The sequence below is a fragment of the Gillisia sp. Hel_I_86 genome, assembly GCF_007827275.1.
GTDB lineage: Bacteria > Bacteroidota > Bacteroidia > Flavobacteriales > Flavobacteriaceae > Gillisia.
The window spans coordinates 1,605,153-1,627,040 of record NZ_VISE01000001.1; the positions used below are offsets into that span (position 1 = coordinate 1,605,153).

Genomic DNA, 21,888 nt, shown 5'->3' on the forward strand with positions numbered 1-21,888 from the left:
TAAGTTTATTCTTTAGCGCTTTCAGCTAAGTAATCTAATTCCAATCTTTGATTTTTATTCAAATATTCTTTGGCTACTCTTTGAATATCCTCACGTGTAATATCTTGGTAGATTTTAATTTCTTCGTTAATTAAATCAGTGTTGCCATACAGCATGTTGTAAGTGGCTAATGATGAAGCGATGCCTTGAATACTACTGTTTGAATTAACAAAATTGTTTTCAAATTTATTTTGTAGTTTTTGGTATTCTTTTTCTGAAATAATTTCAGATTTCAATTTTTCGATTTCTTGATCCATAGATGTTGCAAGATCACTCAAAGGAGTTTCTCCTAAAGCTAAGGCTCCCATAACATAGGTGCCGTAATCTTCTTGGGATCTGGAAAAAGCTATCACCTGTAATGCGATTTTTTCATCATCTACCATTTTTTTATACATCCTAGAACTCTTTCCGTCAGTAAGTATCGAGGAGATCATTTCTAATACGTAGGCATCTTTTTCCTTCATGGAAGGAGTACGGTAAACAAATAATTTAACTGGAATTTGAATATTACTATCATATTCTGTAGCAACGATAGTTTCTGTAATTGGTTCCTCAGTAATGTTAATACGTTCTACTTTTTCACCTTTTGGAATGTCCCCAAAATATTGTTCTATTAAATCTTTGGTCTTATCTAGTTCAATATTTCCTGCAACAACTAAAGTTGCATTATTAGGTCCATAGTACTTATCGAAGAAATCATTGAATTCTGATAATTCTGCAGCATCAAGATCTTCCATAGTTCCTATGACAGAATTTTTATATGGGTGTTTATCAAATACATATTTGTTGATTCCTGTAGAATAAATAATCTTTCCATAAGGCGCATTGTCTATACGTGATCGCTTTTCCTCTTTAACAACTTCATTTTGGGTATCCACACCAATTTTATTGATAATTGGATGTAACATCCTTTCAGACTCCATCCATAAACCTAGTTCCAAATTATTGGAAGGAAAAGTTTCGTAATAATATGTTCTATCTTGAGTAGTGCTTGCATTATTGCGCCCGCCATTAGCCGAAACAATTTTGAACCATTCTCCTCGTTCAATATTTTCGGTACCCTCAAATAATAGGTGCTCAAAGAAATGAGCAAAACCTGAGCGACCAGCTTCTTCGTCTTTAGCTCCCACGTGATACATTACTCCGGTTGTTACAACTGGTACGGTTTTGTCTTGATGCAAGATAACGTGCAGGCCGTTATCCAGATCGTATTCTGTAAATTCAACTTCTTGTGCAAATCCGGTTATCCCCAGAAATAGCACACAGGCTGATAATTTAATTTTGTTGATCATTTTTTAATGGTTTTTATTAATGTGCTCTATAAGTATTACAAATTGCATTTTTGTTACGTGAAAACCCATAAAACACTGGATGTTATATTAAGTTTAATAAAAATACCCAATTAATTGTTAAAATTAACAGCTTTTAAGGGACAATACTGCGTGTTTTTTTGGAACTTTACTAGAAACATAAAACCCCGGAACAATGAAAAAGTTCAGTATTCCTATTAAATACGGCATTGCAATAGCTGCAGGGTTAATTGCCTATTTTTTGGTGCTTTCTCTATTTGGTGCCCATAGAAATCCGGTTTTCAGCTTATTCAATGGGGTAATTATGGCGTTTGGAATGTATGAGGCCATTAAAAAATACAGATTGAAAAGTGGAACAAAATTTAAATATCAAAAAGGCTTTATGACCGGGCTTCTTACCGGTTTTAATGCAACTATAATTTTCACGATTTTCTTCGGACTTTATTCTACTGAATGGAATCCGGACTTCCTTAATGAACTGCTTAGCATGTGGCGTAGCGATTACGATACCAGTGTGGGGCTTATTTTATTTGTGGTTGCTATAATGGGATTCGCAACCAGTTTCATTCTTACCTTAGCATATATGCAGCTCTTCAAAGATTCTTGGAATACTAAAGATGCAAAAAAGCATACTTTAGGAAATTAACCAAAGACTTTGTGAATTAATTATTTAGAAGTATATTTGCACCCGCTTGTGAGAAATTCGCAAGTTGTTTGTTTTAAAATAATTAACTAATAAATACGCTATGTACGCAATTGTAGAGATAGCAGGGCAGCAATTTAAAGTTGCAAAAGACCAAAAAGTATTTGTAAACCGTTTAGCGGGAGAAGAAGGAGACAAAGTTTCTTTTAATAAAGTTCTTCTTTCAGGCGATGGTGACAATATTACTTTAGGCGCCCCAGCTATAGACGGAGCTTTGGTGGATGCTAAAATCACCAGGCACGTTAAAGGAGACAAAGTTATTGTCTTTAAAAAGAAAAGAAGAAAAGGATACCGTGTGAAGAATGGTCACCGCCAATCCTTGACTGAAATTTCGATTGTAGGAATTACACTTCCAGGGGGAAAGAAATCTTCTTCTGCCAAAGCTGAACCTAAGAAAGAAGCTCCAAAAGCTGCTCCTAAGGCAAAAGCAAAAAAAGAAGTGGAAGTAAGTGAAAATTTAGTAACTCGTGCCGAGAACAGAACTGAAGGAATGGAGATCAATATCGATAAACTTCTTCACAGTATCGGGACTGCTACTAAAGCTGATGCTGATGACTTGAAAGAAATTAACGGAATTGGACCTGCTTACGAAACCAAATTGAACGAAATAGGTATTTATACTTATGGGCAAATTAGTAAGCTCAAAGCTGCCGATAGAGAGGAACTTTCTGCTATCGATGGTATTACCCGTGAGAAGATCGAATCTGAAGAATGGGTAAAGCAAGCTAAAGAATTGCTTAAGAACAAAAAATAACATACTAACTAGAAAAACTTTAAGCCATGGCTCACAAAAAAGGTGTTGGTAGTTCCAAGAATGGTAGGGAATCCGAATCAAAACGCTTAGGTGTGAAGATATTTGGAGGACAAGCCGCAATCGCCGGAAATATCATCGTTAGACAAAGAGGCTATACACACAATCCAGGTGAGAATGTGTATGGAGGAAAAGATCATACTTTACATGCTAAAGTGGATGGTCTTGTAAAATTCACAAAAAAGAGAGATAACAAATCTTACGTTTCTATTGAACCGTTTGAAGCATAGTTTATCTTTTTATACTTATTAAAAAGCCCTTTCTGGAAACAGAAAGGGCTTTTTTTGTATCTTATTTTTAAAAGATATAAAACATGAATTTTATTACTGTTTATAATAGCAATCAATCTTTTCAAATCGCCATTGTGAAGAATTTATTCGATAATGAAAACATTAACTATAGGATTCCAGATGAATTTTTGGATAGTGCTGCTGGTATTGGGGGACTTGGAATTACCGGGATGAGAGTTCAAGTAATAGAAGAAGATGGATATTTCGGTGGGACCAGGCCACTGATTTCGGTCAAATAGTGCCACTTTGAAAGATCCTACAGTTATATAAAAAAATTGACTTAGGCACTTTGTTATTAAAGCTAAAAGCAATAAATTCAGGCAAACAATAATCTATATCATGGAGCAAAGATTTAAAAGCCCATCCCTGTTCGAGTTCCAGGGGATGTTCTCCAGCAAGGAGGACTGTCTTTCCTATCTGGCAGAGCTCAAGTGGGGCGATGGTTTTCAGTGCCGTAAATGCGGCCACACCAATTCGTGCAAGGGCGTTCCGGCAGGCTCTCGGCAATGTACCAGTTGCAACTATACCGAGAGTCCTACGGCCAATACGCTGTTCCACCAAGTCAAGTTCGACCTTGTTAAAGCTTTCCACATCGTATACTTTGTGGCTACCAACAAGAAAGGTATCACCTCTACTGAGCTTAGCCGTAAACTGGATCTTAGGCAGAAGACCTGCTGGGCTTTTAAGCGGAAGGTAATGAAGGCGATGAAGAGCTCGGGGAACCATCCTATAACCGGTACGGCCGAGGTGGACGAGACCGTTTTCGGAGGTGAGGAGGAGGGCGTGCGCGGCAGGAAGAACAACAACAAGAGGCTCGTGGCAGTAGGTATCGAGAAGAAGAAAAAAGGCGTGTTCCGGCTCTATGGGTTATCCCTGATGCAAGCTCTGCATCCCTTGGAGGGTTCATGAGGGATCATATCGATACCTCCGCCAAGGTCACCACCGACCAGTGGGCGGGTTATGGCCCATTGGAAAAGGACTTTGCCAACCTTGTACGCATCCCCTCGGGCAAGAAGGGAAGCAATTTTCCTGAACTGCACAGGGCAATAATGAACCTGAAGGGATGGCTCAGGGGCATGCATCACCACGTATGGCACCTGCAGGACTATCTGGACGAATACTGCTATCGCTTCAACCGTAGTTTTATGCAAGAAGGAATATTCGAAAACCTGATGCACCGTATGGTCAAAACAGCACCCTGCTATATCAAAAACATTAGTAATTAAATGCCTAAGTCAATAAAAAAATTCTGTTATTCGTTTTTTAGAGCTGTCTACCTAAATACTTATATTTTGTTAGGTAAAATAAAAGGAAAATGGAAAAATCCAAGGGCCAAGGGATGCTGGAATATTTTGATAAATTTAAAACCGATTTGGATTGTTTGGAATATTCAGCAAATCCTAAATGGAAGGATGGCTTCCTTTGCGTAAAATGTGAACATACAAAATTCACGATCCGTAAAGCTAATTTAGCCAGGGATTGCAATAGATGCCACCATATTGAAAGCCCAACTGCCAATACCTTGTTTCACAAAGTTGAAATTGGTGTAAGAAAAGCATTTATGATCGTCTTTGAAATGAGTGCCACAACAAAAAGCATGTCTTCACGCCAAATGGCAAAACGATTAAATGTTAGCAGGAGCACAACTTGGTTGTTTATGCATAAAGTTCGGAGTGCTATGAAAAGCAGTGAATGCTACCCAATTACAGCCACTGTTATCGTTGATGAATTTGTGTTTGGGGGAAAAGAAGATTTAAAACCCGGAAGAAGTACAAATACCAAGAAAAAAAAAGTAGTGGCAGCTGTTGAAATCGACAAAAAAGGTGGTGTTAAAAGAGCCTATTTCAAAAGTATCAAAGATTATTCATCTACATCATTATAAAAAATATTCGATGCCCATATTTCAACAACAGCAAAGGTGGAAACAGACCAATGGACAGGGCATGAACCATTAATGGGCTTGTATGACATAACTCAAACAAAGAGTAATAAAGGTGCTACATTTTTTGAAATGAACACGATAACCCATCACGTGAAATCTTGGTTAAGGAGCACTTTTTCATGGATGCATGAGGGGCATATTGAAAAGTATTTAGATGAGTACAGTTACCGACTTAACAGATCGAACAGCAAGGAAACAATATTTGATAATCTAATTAACAGGAGGATTGAATCCAAACCACTGACTTATGAACAAATTTCAATAAGTAGTTAATTGTACACCTCTAAAAATACATACAGGGGTTGTTTTTTGAAAAGGTTATCTTTTAGAAAGTTGTGGAACTATCAATTTCTCATACTTCCTTTCGATAGAGCTATAGATTTTTATTGCACCGATGTTCTTGGCGACGCACCTTGCAAGTTCCAAGCCCTGTAGGGCGGATTTCTTTATCTTTTCCAGAAAGACAAACCAGTTCAAGTAGCCCTGAAGGTACTTGGTCGAAACCCCATAAAACTTCTTGACCCATCTCTCATAGCGGTTGTCTCGGGAATTGACGTGCTGTACGTGATAGCACCTGTCCTTTACATGTTGGCGCGACGCCACAAAGGTATGGTGCTCGAGTTGGTTGTCTCTTGCCCATTTGATTATCGAGGGATGGGAATCGGAACACAGTACGTTGCCCGGTGCGATGAACCCACCTATCGTGCTCTGGACGCTTTCCGCATCTATCCTGCCGATCTTTGCCACAAGCATGGTCCTCCCGCCGTTCCTGCCCGAGGCGACCACCACCGAGACCTTGTCGTTGCTCACGCCCCTTTTGGCTTCCCTGTCGCTGGGCCTCTTGTAGGATCCCTTCCCAGGTTCCGCCGCCCCTTGTCGTTGATGTCTAACTGCTTGTCGTCGCACTCCACGATTCCTGAAAATCCCGTCCCGTTGAGCACTTCCAGAGAAGAGAGCAATTTATGTCTCCAGTCGAATATTGTCTTGACGTTCACCCCGATCTTTTCCGCAGCCTTCCGGATGGTGACGCTCTCCACCACCAACAACAGGTATTCTTGGAACTTTTCCAGCTTCTTTATGCCGTCAACGGCAGTACCGGTAAAGTCGTTGAAGGTCTTGTGGCAAGGCCTGCACTTGTAGCGCCTGCGCCCCTTGTAGTGCCCGTGACCGTATATGTCCGAGTCTTCGCAGTGAGGGCAATACACCGGGCGGTCGTTGCCGATGTCCCTGCCCACAAGCCCTAGGTCGGGGACGTTGAGCTCCCGATGGAGAAGCTGCGCCAGCTCGATCTTCTCGGCTCGATCCAGATCGTTTAAAATATTGCGTAAATCCATTTGTCGTAAATTTGATCGATGTATAAATAATAAATTCCCACATTATTCTAAAACACAACCTATTTTTATAACCAAGTTCTCATTCGATTTAGGTTTTATGAATATCTTAGTAAACGCATTATTAACAATTTTAAGTTTAATTACTGTACAAACCAAAAATGAAAAACAAACTAACAACCGAACAATCTTCAAGTTATAATAATCTTGAAAAAATGAACACCTTTGAGTTGCTCTCAAATATAAATGCTGAAGACAAAACTGTTGCATTTGCAATAGAAAAAGCAATTCCTTCAGTTGAAAAATTAGTAGATGTTATCTTTGATAAAATGGATAAAGGAGGCCGGTTATTTTATATTGGTGCAGGAACAAGCGGAAGGTTAGGAGTTCTTGATGCCTCTGAATGTCCTCCTACATTTGGTGTTTCAGATAATAAGATTATTGGACTTATTGCAGGTGGAGATTCTGCTCTAAGAAAAGCAATTGAAAATGCAGAAGACGATGAAAACTTGGCTTGGACGGATTTGCTAAAATATAAAATTACTGAAAAAGATGTTTTAATTGGTATTGCCGCTTCCGGAACTACTCCCTATGTAATTGGCGGACTCGAAAAAGCCAATAAAAACCATATTATTACTGGATGTATTGTTTGCAACAAAAACAGTCCCTTATCCTTAGCTGCAAAATATCCAATTGAACTAATAGTAGGCCCTGAGTTTCTAACCGGAAGCACCAGGATGAAAGCAGGTACTGCTCAGAAACTGGTATTAAACATGATTTCTACTGCTGTGATGATTAAATTAGGGAGAGTGAAAGATAATAAAATGGTAAACATGCAATTGTCCAATAAAAAATTAGTGAATCGGGGTGTCCTTATGCTTATGGATGAACTAAATATAGATCAAGCTTTAGCTTCTAAACTTTTAGAAAAACATCAAAGTGTAAAAAATGTTTTAGATAATTATAAAAATTAATTTGTGCTGTATGATAAATTCTACTAAATATGTCATTGGGGTAATGAGCGGAACCTCATTAGACGGAATTGACATTGTTTATGTAAAAATTAATTATACTGAAAATTATAGTTTCGAAATATTGAATGCTGCGACAATTCCGTATAGCAATGAATGGAAATTAAAGTTAAAAGAAGGTTTTTCATTTATCGGGTGAAAAATTGGTGAAATTAGATGCAGATTATGGGATATTTTTAGCAAATACGATCCTAAACTTTATTAAAGAAAACAGCGTTCAGAAACTTGATTTTATAGCTTCTCATGGTCATACCATTTTCCATAATCCTGCTGAAAATTACACATTCCAAATTGGGAATGGACCTTATATATCTTCAATTACCGGCATAAAAACAATTTGTAATTTTAGGGTTCAGGATGTGGCTAGGGGTGGACAAGGTGCGCCTCTGGTTCCTATTGGCGATAAATTGTTGTTTTCTGAATATGATTATTGCTTAAATCTTGGCGGATTTTCAAATATTTCATTCTCTGAGAAGGAGCAACGAATTGCTTATGATATTTGTCCAGTAAACATTGTCTTGAATCACTATGTTGCACCTTTGAAGATGGAATATGATGACAAAGGAGCACTCGCTTCCACAGGAAACTTAGATAAAAATTTACTAGAAGAACTCAATTCTTTGGTATTTTACAGCGATGCTAAACCAAAATCATTAGGATACGAATTTGTAGTTGACACAATTTTTCCAATTATTGATAAATGCAATCTTACCATAAGAGATATTCTAAGAACATTTGTAGAGCACGTTGCTATACAAATTTCAAGAAAAATGAATTCAAATTCAGGAAAAACAATGTTGGTTACAGGTGGTGGGGCTTTCAATACATTTCTCATGGAAAGGTTACAAGCGTATACAAAAACACAATTGATAATTCCAGAAATTCCAGAAGAAACCATTATCAATTATAAGGAAGCCTTAGTTTTTGCGCTGCTTGGTTTTTTAAAAGACGAAGGAAAAATCAACTGTTTAAAAAGTGTCACAGGCGCAAGAAAAAATCATAGCAGTGGGATGATTTTTGAGTTGTGAATTGTGAATTGCTCTCAAAATTAGTTACTCCTAAACTTTATGGACGGATAGCTGGCCACATTTTATCTGCAATAACTTCAATTAAATACGACGTTACGTGAGATAAAGTAATTCAACTTAAAACGATAACCAAAAAATAAATATTTTAAGTTTTCTCAATATAAGGAGACTTCGATTTTTTTATTCTTTTGAGATTAAAAAATATAGTGTTTGTCCGTAAAGTATCCTAAACTGACTAAAATAAGTTCATTCTGAACTTGTTTCAGAATCTCATAATACTGTATGTGAATATATTAAACAGAGACCCTGAAACCCGCCCGAACGGTACGGGCAGGTAAATTCTGGGTGACGAGATACTATTAGGACAATAAACGGATATACAAAAAAATATTATTTCATTAGATATTTTAACAATATGATAGACATTCTATGTTAAACAGGTCACAAAGATATTTAGCCTTAGATGTGTTAAGAGGATTAACTATTGCTCTGATGGTTCTAGTTAACAATCCTGGTAGTTGGTCAAATATTTACACCCCTTTCAAACATGCCTCTTGGCAAGGATTTACGCCTACAGATCTAGTTTTTCCTACCTTTTTATTTGTAATTGGAAATGCCATGAGCTTTAGTCTTAGAAAATATGAAGAGAAGCCGGAAATGTTTTTTCTACGAAAAATATTTACAAGAAGTCTACTTATATTTTTTATAGGTCTTTTTATGAGTGCTTTCCCGTTTGTTTATAGAAACGAAGCGGGGGAGTTCATTTTTAAAGATCTTACTCAAATACGGATCATGGGAGTGCTACAGAGAATCGCTCTTTGTTATTTAGTGGCCAGTTTAATGCTTCATTATATTAAAATCCAAGCTACACTTTTAATAAGTATAAATATTTTATTATTCTATTGGTGGATCATGTATAGATTTGGAACACCACCAGATCCTTATAGCTTAGAAGGAAATACAGCACTAAAATTCGATCTTTTAATATTCCATCCCAATAATCTATGGAAAGGTTTCGGGATAACATTTGACCCTGAAGGCTTGTTAAGTACTTTGCCAGCCGTTGTAAATGTAGTCGCTATAGCTGGAATTTTCATTCAACGTTCTGGAAATACAATTCCCACCGTATGGAAATTAGTCTTAAGCGGATTGTTATTAGTGATCGTCGCAAAATTCTGGGATCTATATTTCCCAATAATTAAAGGAATCTGGACAAGTTCTTATGTGCTATATTCAATAGGTTGGGATCTTCTTCTTATTGCAGCTTTAATTCTGATTATAGAAATATGGAAATTAAAAAAATGGGGCTATTTCTTTGTGGTTTTTGGAAGAAATCCGCTCTTTATTTTTGTCCTATCAGGCTTAATAGCAATGCTAATGAGCGTTATTTGGATTGATGGAGGATCAATAAAGCCTTGGATTTATAACAATGCTTTTTTAAGCTGGCTTACTCTCTACGATGCATCAATAGCTTTTGCCGTTAGCTTTATGTTGTTCATGTGGATTATTGGCTATATTCTAGACAAAAAAAAGATCTATATAAAAGTTTAAATTTTGAAAATCATTGGTTTACTTTAATCATAAATTATTAAATATGAAATTAATCAAATTTTACGCCCCACTCTTCCTCCTCATCAGTATCTGTTCTAATGTTTCTGCGCAGGAAACTAAGGTAAAATTACCTGAATTTTTAAAATTCACGCACAGCGTTTGGGTAGATTCTCTCATGAAATCACTTACCCCAGAGGAGCGAATTGCCCAACTTATTATGGTAGCCGCTTATTCCAATAAGGAAGACGGGCACAGGAAGGAAATTTTAAAACTGATAAAGGATCAAAAAATTGGAGGCTTGATCTTTTTTCAGGGAGGGCCGGTGAGACAGGTGAAATTGATGAATGAGTATCAGGAAGCATCAAAAGTGCCATTATTGGGTGCCATAGATGCCGAATGGGGGATCGGGATGCGCTTGGATAGTACCGTGAGTTATCCTTTTCAAATGACTTTGGGAGCAATCCAAAATGATAGCTTGATCCATAAAATGGGTGCTGAGGTGGCAAGGCAGATAAAAAGAGTGGGGTTGCACCTAAATTTTGCCCCGGTGGTCGATGTGAACAACAATGCTGCAAATCCCGTAATTAATTATAGATCGTTTGGAGAGAATAAGATAAAAGTAGCCGAAAAGGGAATTGCCTATATGCTTGGATTGCAGGAAAATGGGGTGCTGCCCACCGCAAAACACTTTCCCGGACATGGAAATACCGATACCGATTCGCATTATGCGCTTCCGCAAATCACCCATTCCAGGGCAAGACTGGACGAAACAGAGCTATATCCTTTTAGGGAAATTATTAAAGCTGGTATTGGTGGCGTAATGGTGGCACATTTGGATATTCCGGCATTGGATTCCACCGGAGTTCCTTCTACCCTCTCTAAACCGATAATTTCAGGACTTTTAAAGGAAGAATTGGGATTTCAGGGATTAATTGTGACCGATGCTATGAACATGAAAGGTGTTACCAAAGATAATTCCCCCGGCATAGTGGATAAAGACGCGATCCTAGCCGGGAACGATCTCTTGGAATTTACCGAAGATGTTCCCAAAGCGATTCTAGAGATCAAAAAAGCGATCAAAAAAGGTTTGATCCCTCAAAAAGAAATCGATGCGAGGTGCCGCAAACTATTGGCATTAAAACAATGGGCAGGTTTGAGTACATATCAACCAACTCCCCTAAAAAATATTATTGGGGAGTTGAATACTCCAACGGCAGATTTATTAAATAGAAACCTGACGGAAGCATCTTTAACCGTATTAAAAAACAAAGGCGGGCTATTGCCATTAAAAAATTTAGAAAGCCTTAAAATCGCCAATATTTCTGTGGGGAAAGAAAAGAAAACCACTTTTCAAGAATCCCTGGAATTATATACAGAAATCCATCATTTCAATATTTCAAACACGCAAGATCCTAAAGTTTTGGATAGTCTTAAAATTGAATTCGAAGCCTATAATCTGCTAATTATAGGAATTCATGACGACAGTAAATACCCTCGGAACAATTTAAAGATTTCAACAGAAATTCAATCCTTTCTAAAAACACTTTCAGAAGAAAAAAACTCGATTCTCACCTACTTTAAAAATCCATACTCATTAGAAAACCTTGAGTTTACCGAAAACACCAAGGCTATAATTTTGACTTATCAGGATAGTGATAATTCTGAAGATCTAGCCGCACAATTGATCTTTGGAGGGGTAGGAGCCAATGGGAAATTGCCGGTAAGTGTTGGGAATAAGTTTAAAGAAGGTGATGGACTGGAAGTAGAGGGAGGAATCCGGTTTAAATATACGCTACCGGAAGATGCAGGAATGGATTCGGAATTGTTGAACCGAAAAATAGATTCCTTGATGCAACAGGCAATGGAGCTAAAAGCCATCCCGGGCGGGCAGATTTTGGTGGCAAAAGATCAAAAAGTGGTTTTTCACAAGGCCTATGGTTTCCAAAGTTATTCGGACACCACAAAAGTGAAATTGGACGATCTTTACGACCTGGCATCGGTTACAAAGATCTCCTCGGCATTGCCTGCACTTATGAAATTAAAAGACGAAGGCAAATTCGATTTAAATGCAGGAATAGATACTTATTTGCCTTATTTCAGAAATTCCAATAAAGCCGGGGTTCCTTTCAGGCAGATTTTGGCCCATCAAGCTAGATTTAAGGCTTGGATCCCTTATTGGAAAACCATGTCAAGAAAAAATGGCACCTACAAATGGAAGACTATAAAAAGGGATTCTTCAGCTAGGTTTCCTATGAAGATTTCAGAAAACATGTGGCTTTACAAGGACTATAAAAAAGAGATCTTAAAACAGATCAAAAAATCTGAATTGGAGAACGAACAGAAATATCTCTATTCGGGTTTGGCCTTTTATCTACTTCCGGATATTGTTGCAAACATTGCCCAAGAAGACTTTCAGCACTATATAGGGGATAGTTTTTATAAGCCTTTAGGAGCTTCTACGCTTACTTATAATCCTCTTGCCCGCTTTTCTATTTCCAGAATTGCTCCCACAGAGAACGATTATTTCTTTAGAAAAACGGAAATTCACGGGACTGTACATGATGAAGGCGCCATCCTTATGAACGGGGTTTCAAGTAATGCGGGATTGTTTGCAAGTGCCAATGATCTTGCAAAATTGATGCAGCTGTATTTGAACAAAGGAATTTATGGAGGAGAAAGGTTTATTTTAGAAGAAACAGTTGAAGAATTTACTAAATACCAGTTTTTGGAAAATGGAAATCGAAGAGGGCTGGGTTTTGATAAACCATCTTTGGGAGAGCGAATTATTAATGGAAACACGGCCATTTCCGCCAGCGATGCCAGTTATGGACATACCGGATATACGGGCCCCATGGTGTGGATGGATCCGGAAAAGGGGCTATTGTATGTCTTTCTGGCCAATCGGGTGCTGCCCACCAGGGAGAATACGTTATTGTATAAATTAAATACGCGCACCAAGATTCAGCAAGTGCTTTATGACTCCCTTAAAAAATTAGATTTTGCAACAAGTTCTTTAAAATCAAGGTTTGAATAAGGCGAAATCTAATTATAAATCGGTTTGTATTTTAAATGAAATGTTATATTTGCTTATATATTCAACATAATCCTCAAAGAAATCCATCAAAATTTAAGAATGAAAAATTTTTATTTTACCGCTCTTCTTTGTTTGATCCCCCTACTATCATTCACAAGTTACTCCCAAAATTCCATAAAAGGAATTATAATGGACGAACAACAAAACCCTGTTCCATTTGCCAATGTGATCCTGCTACAGGCCACAGATTCCACCACGGTTTATAAAGGCGCCGTCTCTAATGAAGACGGAAGTTTTTTACTGGAAGATGTAGAAGGGAACACCTATGTCTTGGAAGTTAGATTTGTGGGTTACGAGAATTATTTAAAGCAAATTGAGGTTAAGGGAAATGTCAATCTCAACAAAATTGTTTTGATCGAAACGGCTTCCGGACTGGGTGAAGTCACCATAAATGCAAAAAGGCCAACGGTTTCAAAAAGTATAGACCGGATCACCTTTAATGTGGAAAATTCGGTGCTTTCCTCTGGGAATTCCTACGAGATCTTAAAACGAACTCCAGGTGTTATTGTGAGCCAAGGGCAACTGCTTATAAAAAATAGGCCGGCAGATGTTTATATAAACGACAAGAAAGTTTATTTAACCGCACAGGAACTTCAGCAATTATTGGAAGGCTTTTCCGGAGAGAACGTGAAATCTGTGGAAGTGATCACAAATCCGCCTGCAAAATACAATGCTGAAGGAGGATCTATATTGAATATAATTACCTCCAAAAACTTATCTGTAGGTTATAAAGGAAGTATAAATGCATCCAACACCCTAGCAATAAAACCGAAATATTCTGTTGGAACCAGTCAATATTACAAAACCGATTGGCTAAATGCTTTTGCGAGTTATAATTACAATTCGAGGATAGATGTGAAGCAAGACCTAGGAGAAATCAACTATTTTGATCCTGCCGGGAATGTGGTTTCCAGATGGGACGATGAATTTAATAAAGAAACCCAAAGAGAATCCCATAGTTTAAGTACTATTTTGGATTTTACGCTTTCAGAAAAAAGCCTCCTCAGCTTAAGTGCCAATATTTTACTAACGCCAAAGTCAGATTCTGATATCGATGGAAGAACAGAGATCTTTAATGCGCAAAGGCAACTGGATTCCTTGTACACAACAGACAGTAGGCTGGAGAACAATCGTGATAACTTCTTGTTCAATGCAAACTATTCCACAAGTTTGGGAGAGAACGGGAGCACTTTCTCAGCTCAAGCCAACTATATAAAATATAACGATGATCAAACTCAAGATCTAATGACCCAATATTTTTCCAGTGCCGGAAATTTATTGAACGATAATTCTTTTTACACGGTTGCCAATCAGAATACCGATATCTATACCGGTCAGTTGGATTTTACTTCAACAATTGGCAAAGTTGCTTCTGAATATGGAGCTAAATATTCTGGGATAGATTCCAGGAGCGGATTGGACTTTTTTGATACCAATTCTGGTTCCAGGCAATTTGTAAACTCCCTTTCAGATGAATTTGATTATAATGAAAACATCTTCGCAGGTTATGTAAGTTTATCTAAAGACTGGGATTCCTGGAGTATCAAGGCCGGCTTGCGTGGGGAATACACAGATATTCAAGGGCAATCCAATTCCTTGGGAATAGTAAATACGCAAGAGTATTTTGAATTGTTCCCAACATTTTATTTGATGCATATGGTGGGTGAAAATCACTCATTTGGATTGGACTATAGCCGAAGGATCACAAGGCCGAGATTTCAGAGCTTAAATCCTTATAGATATTTCCTGAACGAGAATAATTTTCAATTAGGAAACCCTAATCTACAGCCGGGAATCGCGAATAAAATCAGTTTGAACTATACGTTTAAAAACAAATTGTCTTTTGACCTTTATTGGGATAGAACAGATAATGCCAATGCTGTATTGCCTTTTCAGAACAACCAGAACAGAACTTTAAGATCTGTTACAGATAATTTGAGGTACGACCAACAGTTCAGCTTGGATGTTTCATATTACGATTATGTGAAGGATTGGTGGTTTGTAGATTTATATGCTTCGGTTTTTAAACTGGAAAATGAATTTATAGCCTATGAAAGCAATAATCAAATTGTTCAAAATGAAACCACAAGTATTTATTTAAGCGCGTCCAATTATTTAACCATTTCTAAGGATGGTACTTTTTCAGGTAATATAACAGCAACCTATTCCCCAGATTTTATAGCGGGATCTTACGATTTTGAAGAACCGCAATACGGAGTTTCATTTGGCTTGAGAAAAACCTTTTTTAATGATAGGTTAAGCGCAACGGTGAATGTAGAAGACCTTTTTGATACCTACAATATTCCTTTACGTTCCAACTACTTAAATCAGGATAATTCGTTTTTTGCAAAGCCAGAGTCCAGAAGCATTCGATTTGGAGTCTTGTACAAGTTTGGAAACTTTAAATTGCGTGATAATCAGCGCGCCATGGATGCCGAAGAAAAAGAGCGGTTAGAAGCACAAAAGATGATGTAGAAATTCTTTTTTCTGAAAAGACATTCTTCTCCTTCATTTTATAATAATCAGCAAACTCGATCTAATTTCTTAATTTTGCACAACTTAAAATAAATAGAAGTGTCAAAAATTGGAAATATAGATGTAGGAGAGTTTCCGTTGTTGCTTGCTCCAATGGAAGATGTGAGTGATCCCCCTTTTCGTGCGTTGTGCAAAGAGCAGGGGGCAGATGTGGTATATACCGAATTCATTTCTTCGGAAGGGCTTATTCGCGATGCCGCGAAGAGCATGATGAAGTTGGATATCTACGAAAAAGAACGCCCAGTTGGGATCCAGATCTTTGGTGCCAACTTGGAATCTATGCTCCAGTCTGTAGAAATCGTGGAGAAATCCAGTCCGGATATTATAGATATTAATTTTGGGTGCCCTGTAAAAAAAGTGGTTTCCAAAGGTGCCGGGGCAGGGATTTTAAAAGATATAGATTTAATGGTTTCCCTTACCAAAGCCATGGTGGAGCATACGAATCTTCCTGTTACTGTAAAAACCCGCTTGGGTTGGGACACCAATTCCATTAAAATCGTGGAGGTTGCAGAGCGTTTGCAAGACGTGGGTTGTGCAGCTATTTCCATTCATGGGCGTACCAGGGTACAGATGTACAAAGGGAATGCAGATTGGGCTCCAATTGCCAAAGTGAAAGAGAATTCGAGAATGCATATTCCGGTATTTGGAAATGGAGACGTGGATACTCCGGAAAAAGCGATGGAAATGCGCGATAAATACGGTTTGGATGGCGCGATGATCGGGAGGGCAAGTATTGGTTATCCGTGGTTCTTTAGGGAAGTAAAACATTTCTTTGAAACAGGAACTCATTTAGATCCTCCAACTTTGGAAGAACGTGTGGATGCTGCAAGACGTCATTTGCAAATGGCGATTGATTGGAAAGGTGAAAAGCTAGGAGTTTTTGAAACCAGAAGACACTATACCAATTATTTCAAGGGTATTCCGCACTTTAAGGAATTCCGCATGAAAATGGTGACCAGTGATGATGCTGTAGATGTTTTTGCTGCTTTTGAGGAGGTGGAAAGGGAATTTTCCGGATTTGAATTCGCTTAAAACCCTAGCGCGCTTTTACTTCTACTTGCCGCAATATACGAAGCTGAAACCCCAAGAATGCTAATAGTTAGGAACACCAATATAATATTTTCAACCTTGATCTTTACAGGATAGGGCAGGCTGGGAGTAATCATCACAAAATTGTACCGAAGCTGAAGATAAATCAGGATCAATCCACAAAACAATCCTAATAAGCCACCTACAATTGTCATAAGGGAACCTTGCAAAAAGAAGATATTCCGAATCGATTTTTTGGTAGCACCAAGATTGTGAAGCGTCTTGATATTCTCCCTTTTATCGAGAATTACCATAATAATAGATCCAACTACATTGAACAATGCAATAATCAAAACCAAGGTAAAAATGAGGTATACCGCAAGATTTTCGGTATTCAGCATTTTATAGAGCGTCTCATTTAATTGGGCGCGATCTTTTGTGATTACTTTATTCTTGAACAAAGATTCAATTTTAACTCTCAGGGATTCCTGATCCACAGCCGGGTCTACTTTTAGCTCTACTGAAGAAACTTCATCTTCATCTATTTCCAATAAATCGCGAGCGAATTGGATATTTGTAAATACATATTTATTGTCCAATTCTTCATTAACGCTATAAATCCCGGTAACGATTACACTTTCTTTATTAAAAGCCTGTGCGGCATTGGTAATTTGCCCTTTTCCGGGCCTAGGCACCATGATGTCCAAAAGGTTGTTATAGTCGAAAGTGTTTAGGGAAAGCAGTCTGGAAATGCCATTTCCCGCAACCACTTGGAATTCGCTTTGCGTTAGCCAAGTTCCAAAAACAATGGCGCTATCAATAGAGTTTACTTTTTGGTAATTGGCATCGACCCCTTTTATAAAGGCGGTATGGTTTTTAGATTTATAATCCAAAAAAACCCGTTCTTCAACAATTTCGGAATAGGCCTGAACCCCTTCAATAGAAAGCAATTTTGTTTTTTCATCTTCAGAAAAAGAAAAAGTTTTTCCGCTTTCTGGCAGTATTTTAAGATCGGGGTCGAATTCATTTATAAAGGAAAGGCTGAAATCCTTTAGGCCCGAAAACCCCGAAAGCACTATAAATAATGAGAAGGCGCCGGCAAAAACCCCAATCGCAGCGATGATGGTAATTATATTTATGGCGTTATTGGAACTTTTAGTGAACAAATAACGTTTTGCGATATAAAAAGGGAAATTCAATTTAAGATTTTTTCCTTTTGTCCAAAAGATCTGGCTTCGTAATGGGATTGTCTTCCCCTTTCATGGATTTTTCAATTTTGTCTATATACTCCAAAGAATCATCTATAAAAAAGTCCAGATCTGGCATTCTTCGCAACTGATTTTTGGTGCGCTGTGCCAATTCATGCTTAATTTTATATTTAATTTCATTAAGGTCATACAGAATTCCTTCGGCATTTTTTGAAGGAAAAACGCTTAAATATGCTTTAGCAATGGAAAGATCTGTTGTCACTTTTACCTTGGAAACCGAGATCAAAACACCCTTTATACCAGAATCCCTCAAGTGATTTTGAAGGATCTCCGCTAAATCCTGTTGCAAAACCCCACCTATTTTTTTTTGTCTATTTGTTTCCATCTTGCAAAAGTAGCATATTTAAAGATTATAGTATTTTTATAATTGGAAATATGAAAGAAGTTACGAAAAAGCAAAACGTGGGTCAACCGCAATTTGAAACTTAAATTCAGCAGTAATTATAGGAGCTAAAGATCAAAAAATGAACAAAATAGAACACATTGGTATTGCTGTAAAAAATTTAGAGGAAGCCAATGAAACATACAAAGCAATTCTTGGTGTAGCAAGTTATAAAACAGAAAAAGTAGAAAGCGAAGGAGTGGATACTTCGTTCTTTAAAGTAGGAGACAGTAAAATAGAGTTGTTGGCAGCCACCAATGCAGAAAGCCCTATTGCGAAATTTTTGGAAAAGCGGGGGGAAGGGATCCACCATATCGCCTTTAATGTGGAGGACATTCAAGCTGAAATAGAACGTTTGAAAGGAGAAGGCTTTGTTTTGCTGAACGATTTCCCGAAGTCTGGAGCAGATAATAAACTAGTGGCTTTTATGCATCCAAAATCGGCAAACGGGGTGTTAGTGGAATTATGTCAGGAAAAAGACCCTGAATAGTTCATAAATACGGGGAAAAAAGCTCAAGTTTTTCCATTCTTAAACTGAACCTAAATGGATTAGTGCTTTTGGCGGGGATTGCCAAAAAACATTCTTTTAAAAATGCTTGTTCACTAAAAAGCAATTACATAAATTTGCGCCCTCATTACACCTATTGAGCCGGTCCTATAGCTCAGCTGGTTAGAGCACCTGACTCATAATCAGGTGGTCCCTGGTTCGAGTCCAGGTGGGACCACTAATAAACAAAGGCTTTACGAGTTTTAACTTGTGAAGCCTTTTTTCATTTGCACATAATTTGCACATACTAATTGTTTAACTTTATTTTAACATCGAAAAACAATAATTAAAGTCAAATATTATGAATTAAGCTCAATTGTTGTTGGTTAGACTTGGTCATGGTGATTATTGACCTTTCTTATGCTTGTGAGGGTTTAATGATGGCGTATTTCCAGGAGTTTTCTTATTGTCATGTTGACGTCTGTCTGGTTACTCTGTCATTTTTATACATAACTGTTTAGAATTATGTAGCCTTTATTCCGGACGAGTCATAATTACCCACAACGGTTTGTGTATGGTTAGTTGCGTAATCTACTAAGATAGCAAAAAAGGACAGCAGTAAGGAAAACCGCTAGGATTTCCGAGACATTCTTTAACAATCATTAGCAATTACTTATAGCCATTGTTGAACGAATCCTCCCTACTGTCGGAAGCCTGCCTAAACTGTGGCAAATAGGATCTTGTATGCATAAAAGTAAAGGATTTATTAATTTGTAGCTAAACTATAAATCCTTTAACATGTTTAAAAAAAAGTAAGACCCTTGCTGAACAAGCCTTTTTAGAGGTAGAAGGTTTTAGCACACTTCAAAACAAATTAGCACAAAGCTTTTCCATCAATGGCAAGGCAAAGAGCACCCTGAACAATTACCTCAGATGCCTGGCTCACCTTGCCCTGCACTATAATCAAAGCCCAGAAAAACTCTCGGTGGAAAATATTGAAGATTACCTTTATTATTGCCAAAAACTCCACAAGACCCCTTCTGAAAGCTTTTTTAAGCACACCATTTTTGGCCTTAGGGCCGCCTACAAAGTAATGGGCATGGAGGCCAAGCGAGTGGCCTTGCCGCAGATCAAAAGGAACCTCAAACTGCCCACTGTGTTGAGTCAGGAAGAAGTCAAACGCCTTCTAAAAGCACCAAGGTACCTCAAGCACCGATTAATCATTGGCGTGCTTTATGGCTGTGGACTCCGCAGCTACGAACTGTGCAACCTAAAATTGGCCGACCTGGACTTTGATCGCAAAACGGTCTTTGTTCCCAAGAAAAAAGGTAAGATCGATCGTTATGTTCCCTTGAGCAAACATTTGATCAGAGGACTAAAAAAGTACATTAAAACAGAAAATCCCCAAATCTATCTTTTTAACAGTCAGGTATCCAAAGATGGAAAAGCTCGGGGACTGACCACCAATGGAATCCATTGGGTGATCAAGGAAAACCGAGGCAAGATAGGCAGTTCCAAAAAGATTACCGCCCACACCTTGCGGCACAGCTTTGCCACGCATTTGTTGGAATATGGCGTTGACATTGTCAGCCTAAAAGAACTTTTGGGGCATGCGCACATCGAGATGACCCTGACCTACCTCCATGTGGCCAATTTGCCCAGTGGCTCGAAGTTTTCTCCCTTGGACAAGCTTTACCGGTAATGCGCCCCAAACATACGGTAGCTGACGTTCTGGAAATGGAACAGCTACAGCTCAAAAGTTTGAGTCTGACTTCATGGCATTACCGTGCGCTGCAGGCCATAAGAAGGTGCCGGACAAAAGCGATGGGCGGGCACATTGACAAATGCAATTGTTGCCACGGGCTGCACATTAGTTACAACAGTTGCCGGAACAGGCATTGCCCAACATGCCAAGGGCACAAGCGCGAAGAGTGGATCAAAGCCAGGGAAGGTGAACTCTTGAACATTCCCTATTTTCATTTGGTGTTTACCCTTCCAAGTGAGTTCAATAGCTATGCCCTTGGCCACGGCAAAATAGTGTACGGGAGTTTATTTAAAGCTGCATGGCAGACCTTGCAGCAGTTTGGGGACAACCCAAAACACCTGGGAGGCAGAATGGGCATGATTGCGGTGCTTCATACTTGGGGCCAGAATTTGAGCCTGCATCCGCATCTGCACTGTATTGCACCAGGAGGCGGCTTGGGCAAATCAGGGAAATGGAAAAAGGCAAAGAACGATGGTAAATATTTGTTCAATGTAAAATCCATGAGCCAAGTGTTTAGGGCAAAGTACGTGGCTGAACTTAGAAGGAGTGGGTTGAAAATCCCGCAAAAAATTTACAATAAGGTATTCAACAAAAAGTGGGTCGTGTATGCCAAACAGCCTTTTAGAAGCCCGAAATATGTCATTGAATACTTGGGCAGGTACACTCATAAAATAGCCATTAGCAATCATCGAATTGTTGCTGTCGATCGCAACAATAGACAGGTGGTGTTTGCTGCCAAAGAATATCGGCACGGGGGCAGGAAAACCAGCTTAACGTTATCAAGCCAAGAATTTATCAGGCGGTTTGCTTTGCATATCCTGCCCAAAGGATTTACTCGCATACGGCATTATGGCATTTTGAGCAGCAGCTGGAAAAAAGAGAAGTTGCCAAAACTACAAGCCGAACTGGCCACTAATAAGATGGAGCCTATCAAAACAGGGCAACCACTCTTGCACCGTCAATGTCCTACGTGTAAAAAAGGAAGACTGCATACAGTCCTGGTGTTTGATAACCGTGGGCCTCCCGTAAAGTGGAGGGTACTATTGAAAGATGAAAAATTGAGTATAGGCAGCTAAAAATTGATCTGCAAAAGCGGACAGACCGTGCTATGCCCTAACTTTTGAAATGAACGATCAAATCCAAAGATTGTAAAGGGAAATATAAAAAAACAAAAATACCGTTAGAAATTGCGTGAGTTCGATACATCTTGACAGCTTAATAATAGTTTTCTCTCCAATTATCCTACCTTAACTCCATCGTTTTACCCATAGGACAATATCCACCGGATTCGT

The 21,888-nt window shown here is 38.4% G+C and carries 19 protein-coding genes, 1 tRNA gene and 2 pseudogenes; 17 read left to right on the top strand and 5 right to left on the bottom strand.

What is annotated here, in order from left to right:
- Nucleotides 1-5: 5 nt before the first annotated feature.
- The gene (locus JM83_RS07125; RefSeq protein WP_144960722.1) at nt 6-1,331 is read right to left on the bottom strand and encodes a M16 family metallopeptidase; all 1,326 of its coding nucleotides are present in this window, start codon (nt 1,329-1,331) and stop codon (nt 6-8) included.
- 193 nt (nt 1,332-1,524) lie between these two features.
- Here JM83_RS07125 and JM83_RS07130 point away from each other — a divergent pair, with 193 nt between their 5' ends.
- From JM83_RS07130 to JM83_RS07155, 6 genes and pseudogenes are all read left to right on the top strand, one after another.
- Nucleotides 1,525-1,995: a DUF4199 domain-containing protein gene (locus JM83_RS07130; protein WP_144960724.1), complete on the top strand. Its 471-nt coding sequence runs from the start codon at nt 1,525-1,527 to the stop codon at nt 1,993-1,995.
- A gap of 100 nt (nt 1,996-2,095) precedes the next feature.
- Nucleotides 2,096-2,806 (top strand): 50S ribosomal protein L21, encoded by a 711-nt coding sequence (rplU, locus tag JM83_RS07135; protein WP_144960726.1) that lies wholly within the window; start codon nt 2,096-2,098, stop codon nt 2,804-2,806.
- A gap of 26 nt (nt 2,807-2,832) precedes the next feature.
- Nucleotides 2,833-3,093 (top strand): 50S ribosomal protein L27, encoded by a 261-nt coding sequence (gene rpmA, locus JM83_RS07140; protein ID WP_144960728.1) that lies wholly within the window; start codon nt 2,833-2,835, stop codon nt 3,091-3,093.
- An 83-nt stretch (nt 3,094-3,176) separates the two neighbouring features.
- Entirely contained in the window at nt 3,177-3,392 is a 216-nt protein-coding gene (locus JM83_RS07145; RefSeq protein ID WP_144960729.1) for a DUF2007 domain-containing protein, read from the top strand.
- A 145-nt stretch (nt 3,393-3,537) separates the two neighbouring features.
- A pseudogene (locus JM83_RS07150) lies at nt 3,538-4,379 on the top strand (IS1595 family transposase).
- Between the two features lie 89 nt (nt 4,380-4,468).
- A pseudogene (locus tag JM83_RS07155) lies at nt 4,469-5,368 on the top strand (IS1595 family transposase).
- Nucleotides 5,369-5,413: 45 nt separating this feature from the next.
- Here JM83_RS07155 and JM83_RS07160 read toward each other — a convergent pair.
- Nucleotides 5,414-5,905, bottom strand: a complete 492-nt coding sequence (locus JM83_RS07160; protein ID WP_261376383.1) for an IS1595 family transposase — start codon at nt 5,903-5,905, stop codon at nt 5,414-5,416.
- Nucleotides 5,902-6,429, bottom strand: a complete 528-nt coding sequence (locus JM83_RS19105) for an IS1 family transposase (protein WP_186434960.1) — start codon at nt 6,427-6,429, stop codon at nt 5,902-5,904. The genes JM83_RS07160 and JM83_RS19105 overlap by 4 nt, the downstream gene beginning before the upstream one ends.
- Before the next feature lie 158 nt (nt 6,430-6,587).
- Between JM83_RS19105 and murQ the strand changes: the two genes are divergently transcribed.
- The 7 genes from murQ to dusB all read left to right on the top strand — a co-directional run bounded on the left by murQ (nt 6,588) and on the right by dusB (nt 16,697).
- The gene (murQ, locus tag JM83_RS07165) at nt 6,588-7,400 is read left to right on the top strand and encodes an N-acetylmuramic acid 6-phosphate etherase (protein WP_144960733.1); all 813 of its coding nucleotides are present in this window, start codon (nt 6,588-6,590) and stop codon (nt 7,398-7,400) included.
- Nucleotides 7,401-7,410: 10 nt separating this feature from the next.
- Entirely contained in the window at nt 7,411-7,596 is a 186-nt protein-coding gene (locus JM83_RS19715) for an anhydro-N-acetylmuramic acid kinase (protein WP_315897841.1), read from the top strand.
- A gap of 7 nt (nt 7,597-7,603) precedes the next feature.
- The gene (locus JM83_RS07170; protein WP_315897842.1) at nt 7,604-8,485 is read left to right on the top strand and encodes an anhydro-N-acetylmuramic acid kinase; all 882 of its coding nucleotides are present in this window, start codon (nt 7,604-7,606) and stop codon (nt 8,483-8,485) included.
- A gap of 492 nt (nt 8,486-8,977) precedes the next feature.
- The gene (locus JM83_RS07175; RefSeq protein ID WP_409994693.1) at nt 8,978-10,036 is read left to right on the top strand and encodes an acyltransferase family protein; all 1,059 of its coding nucleotides are present in this window, start codon (nt 8,978-8,980) and stop codon (nt 10,034-10,036) included.
- A 43-nt stretch (nt 10,037-10,079) separates the two neighbouring features.
- Nucleotides 10,080-13,070, top strand: coding sequence for a glycoside hydrolase family 3 N-terminal domain-containing protein (locus tag JM83_RS07180; protein ID WP_144960737.1), 2,991 nt, complete (start codon nt 10,080-10,082; stop codon nt 13,068-13,070).
- Between the two features lie 99 nt (nt 13,071-13,169).
- Nucleotides 13,170-15,605, top strand: a complete 2,436-nt coding sequence (locus JM83_RS07185; protein ID WP_144960739.1) for an outer membrane beta-barrel protein — start codon at nt 13,170-13,172, stop codon at nt 15,603-15,605.
- Nucleotides 15,606-15,704: 99 nt separating this feature from the next.
- Nucleotides 15,705-16,697, top strand: coding sequence for a tRNA dihydrouridine synthase DusB (gene dusB, locus JM83_RS07190; RefSeq protein ID WP_144960741.1), 993 nt, complete (start codon nt 15,705-15,707; stop codon nt 16,695-16,697).
- Here the strand turns inward: dusB and JM83_RS07195 are convergent.
- Both JM83_RS07195 and rbfA read right to left on the bottom strand, forming a co-directional pair.
- The gene (locus JM83_RS07195) at nt 16,694-17,893 is read right to left on the bottom strand and encodes an ABC transporter permease (RefSeq protein ID WP_144960744.1); all 1,200 of its coding nucleotides are present in this window, start codon (nt 17,891-17,893) and stop codon (nt 16,694-16,696) included. The genes dusB and JM83_RS07195 overlap by 4 nt on opposite strands.
- A gap of 1 nt (nt 17,894) precedes the next feature.
- Nucleotides 17,895-18,287 carry a 30S ribosome-binding factor RbfA gene (gene rbfA, locus JM83_RS07200; RefSeq protein WP_144960746.1) on the bottom strand — a complete coding sequence of 131 codons (393 nt, stop codon included), beginning with the start codon at nt 18,285-18,287 and terminating at the stop codon, nt 17,895-17,897.
- A gap of 139 nt (nt 18,288-18,426) precedes the next feature.
- Here rbfA and mce point away from each other — a divergent pair, with 139 nt between their 5' ends.
- The 4 genes from mce (at nt 18,427) to JM83_RS07220 (ending at nt 21,672) form a co-directional block, all read left to right on the top strand.
- Entirely contained in the window at nt 18,427-18,834 is a 408-nt protein-coding gene (gene mce, locus JM83_RS07205) for a methylmalonyl-CoA epimerase (protein WP_144960748.1), read from the top strand.
- Nucleotides 18,835-18,995: 161 nt separating this feature from the next.
- Nucleotides 18,996-19,069, top strand: a tRNA-Ile gene (locus JM83_RS07210).
- A gap of 747 nt (nt 19,070-19,816) precedes the next feature.
- The gene (locus JM83_RS07215) at nt 19,817-20,533 is read left to right on the top strand and encodes a tyrosine-type recombinase/integrase (protein WP_261376385.1); all 717 of its coding nucleotides are present in this window, start codon (nt 19,817-19,819) and stop codon (nt 20,531-20,533) included.
- Entirely contained in the window at nt 20,533-21,672 is a 1,140-nt protein-coding gene (locus JM83_RS07220) for an IS91 family transposase (RefSeq protein ID WP_144960752.1), read from the top strand. Before JM83_RS07215 ends, JM83_RS07220 begins: the two co-directional genes overlap by 1 nt.
- Nucleotides 21,673-21,888: the final 216 nt, after the last annotated feature.